The 3,132-nt window shown below is 72.0% G+C and carries 3 protein-coding genes and 1 pseudogene; 2 read left to right on the top strand and 2 right to left on the bottom strand.

All coding sequences use genetic code 11. The annotated features are described in order from the left end of the window. Positions 1-336 (bottom strand): sigma-70 family RNA polymerase sigma factor (locus x551_RS20250; protein WP_152543613.1); only part of this gene is annotated, 336 nt, incomplete at its 3' end. 53 nt (positions 337-389) lie between these two features. Further along, complete coding sequence (locus x551_RS20245) at positions 390-1,016, bottom strand: 3'-5' exonuclease (RefSeq protein WP_036236133.1); 627 nt, start codon at positions 1,014-1,016, stop codon at positions 390-392. Between the two features lie 137 nt (positions 1,017-1,153). On the opposite strand from x551_RS20245, the pseudogene x551_RS20240 reads away from it, so the two are divergent. Next, positions 1,154-1,923 (top strand): annotated as a pseudogene (locus x551_RS20240) (endonuclease/exonuclease/phosphatase family protein). After that, on the top strand, positions 1,920-3,132 hold a 1,213-nt coding region (gene clsB, locus x551_RS20235; protein ID WP_036250646.1), incomplete at its 3' end, for a cardiolipin synthase ClsB. The pseudogene x551_RS20240 and the gene clsB, both read left to right, overlap by 4 nt.

Below are 3,132 nucleotides of genomic sequence, written 5' to 3'. Positions count from 1 at the left end.
CAGCAGGCGGTGCTCGAGCGCCTGCACCGCGGCGCGGATGGCGCGCTGGTGGGCACGGGCGTCGCGCGACAGGGTGTCGGCGGCGCGCAGGCTGTCGAGCATGGCGCCTTCGATGCGGCGCGAGGCATAGGTGTCGAAGCTGGCGCCGAAGCTTTCCTCGAAGCGAGTGATCGCCTCGTTCAGGCCGATCAGGCCGGCCTGCAGCAGCTCGTCCATCTCCACGTTGGCCGGCAGCCGCGCGCGCATGCGCTTGGCGATGCGGCGCACCAGCGCGCCGTGCTGGTGCAACTGCTCGTTGCGCACGGTGGCCGCGGTGTCGGCGGTGGAGGGAGTCATGGCCGTGTTGTCGGCCACCGCCGCTGGAACTTGAGTCCCCGGCTTGCGGGGACTCACAGGCCGGCCTCGGCCAGGCAGCGCCGCAGGCCGCTGCGCTGCGCCCGCTGCAGGCGGGCCAGCAGCGCATGGCTCACCGCACGCTCGGCCAGCTCGGCGGCAAAGCGGGCGCGCAGGTCGTCCTGCATGCGCAGCAGCAGGTGGGCGGCGGTCTCGGCATCGGCCAGCGCGCGGTGGGCGCGGCCGCCGTCGGGGAGCGCATGCAGCTTCGCGAGCGTGCCCAGCCGGTGGTTCGGCGCTTCGGGGTAGAGGCGGCGCGCCAGCAGCAGCGTGCAGGCGAACGCGTGGGCGGCGTCCTCGTCACAGCCGGCGCGGGCGCGCTCGGCCTGCCAGAAACCGCGGTCGAAGGCCGCGTTGTGCGCCACCAGCGGGCAGCCCGCGGTGAAGTCGAGCACCTCGCGCATCACCCGCTCGGCCGGCGGCGCGCGCTCCAGCATGCGGTTGCTGATGCCGGTGAGCTGCTCGATGAACGGCGGCACCCAGGCGCCGCTGTTCATCAGGCTCTGGTAGCGGCCGACGATCTGCCCGCCGCGCACCAGCACCGCGGCGATCTCGGTGGCGCGCGCGCCCTGGCCGGGCGAGATGCCGGTGGTTTCGAAGTCGATGACGGCGATGGTTTCCATGCGGGGGCAGCCGCGAGTGTCGCCCGAACCGGCCCGGGCCCGCGCCAGCGCCGCCGTCCGTCGGCGGCACGCGCCTTCCTCCTACAGCGCCGGCGCGCGGCGCTCGGTACAAATGGGATCGTCTCCTCTTCCCTGCCATGAGTTCCGCCGACGCCTCGTCTTCCTTCGCCTTCAAGGTGCTGACCGTGAACACCCACAAGGCTTCACCTCGTTCAACCGCAAGTTCATGCTGCATGAGCTGCGCGACGCCGTGCGCACCGTGGGTGCCGACGTGGTGTTCCTGCAGGAAGTGCAGGGCACGCACGAGCGCCACACCGCCCGCCTCGCCAACTGGCCGGCGGTGCCGCACTACGAGTTCCTCGCCGATTCGATCTGGCCTCAGTTCGCCTACGGCCGCAACGCGGTCTATCCGCACGGCCACCACGGCAACGCGGTGCTGTCCAAGTTCCCGATCCTGCGGCACGAGAACCTCGACGTGTCGATCAGCGGGCCCGAGCGGCGCGGCCTGCTGCACTGCGTGCTGCAGTTGCCCGGCCGCAGCGCCAACGTGCACGCGGTGTGCGTGCACCTGGGCCTGCAGGAGTCGCACCGCAGCCGGCAGCTCGCGCTGCTGTGCGAGCTGGTCGAGCGCGAGGTGCCGGCCGACGCGCCGCTGGTGGTGGCCGGCGACTTCAACGACTGGCGGCGCAGCGCGCACCGCGTGCTGGAGCACCGCGCCGGCCTGCGCGAGGTGTTCCTGCACTCGGGAGGCACTTCCGCCCGCACCTTCCCGGCCCGCTTCCCGATGCTGCAGCTCGACCGCATCTACGTGCGCAACGCCGCGGTGCACGCGCCCATGGTGCTGCCACGCAGGCCGTGGTCGCACCTGTCGGACCATGCGCCGCTGGCCGCGGAGATCTCGCTGTGAGCGCGCCACGCTGGGTCGACGGCAACCGCTTCACGCTGCTGGAGAACGGCGAGGCCTACTTCCCGCGCGTGTTCGAGGCCATCGCCGCGGCGCGCCACGAGGTGTTGCTGGAGACCTTCATCCTGTTCGAGGACAAGGTCGGGCTCGCGCTGCATGCCGCGCTGCTGTCGGCGGCACGCAACGGCGCGAAGGTCGACATCACGATCGACGGCTTCGGCTCGCCCGACCTGTCGCCGGCCTTCATCGGCGCGCTCACCGAGGCCGGCGTGCGCGTGCACGTGTTCGACCCCGGCACGCGGCTGTTCGGCTGGCGCACCAACCTGTTCCGCCGCATGCACCGCAAGATCGTGGTGGTGGACGGCGAGCGCGCCTTCGTCGGCGGCATCAACTATTCGGCCGATCACCTGGCCGACTTCGGGCCCGAGGCCAAGCAGGACTACGCGGTGGAGCTGGAAGGCCCGCTGGTGGCGCACATCCAGCGCTTCGTGCAGCAGGCCATCGTCGAAGGGCGCCCGGGCCGGTCCTCCTCGGAGCGCCGCTGGTTCCGACGTCGCGCACCGCCGTCGGCGCTGCCGCCGCAGGCCGCCGCCGGCGCCGCCCAGGCGATGTTCGTCACGCGCGACAACCGCGAGCACCCGCAGGACATCGAGCGCCACTACCGCGCCGTGATCCGCGCCGCGCGCCACCGTCTGGTGATCGCCAATGCCTACTTCTTCCCCGGCTACCGGTTGCTGAGGGAGCTGCGCCGGGCGGCGCGGCGGGGCGTGCAGGTCTCGCTGATCCTGCAGGGCGAGCCCGACATGGCCATCGTCAAGAGCGCCGCGGAGATGCTGTACCACCACCTGCTGCGCGCCGGCGTGCACATCTACGAGTACTGCGAGCGCCCGCTGCACGGCAAGGTGGCGGTGGCCGACGACGAGTGGTCCACCGTGGGCTCCAGCAACCTCGATCCGCTGAGCCTGTCGCTCAACCTCGAGGCCAACGTGATGATCCGCGACCGCGACTTCAACCGCCGGCTGGGCGAGCGGCTCGATCACCTGATGGCCCACTGCTGCAAGCGCATCGAGGCCACCGACCTGCAGGAGTCCAGCCTGTGGCGGCTGGTGCGCAGCTTCTTCGTGTTCCACTTCCTGCGCCGCTACCCGGCGTGGGCCGGCTGGCTGCCGGCGCATGCGCCCGGCCTCAGCCTCGGTGTCGCACGCGCCGGCC

This window comes from Methylibium sp. T29 (assembly GCF_000576205.1).
GTDB classification, from domain to species: Bacteria; Pseudomonadota; Gammaproteobacteria; order Burkholderiales; family Burkholderiaceae_C; genus Methylibium; species Methylibium petroleiphilum.
Note: the sequence above shows the minus strand (reverse complement) of the source record. Positions and strands in the feature narration are given on the sequence as shown.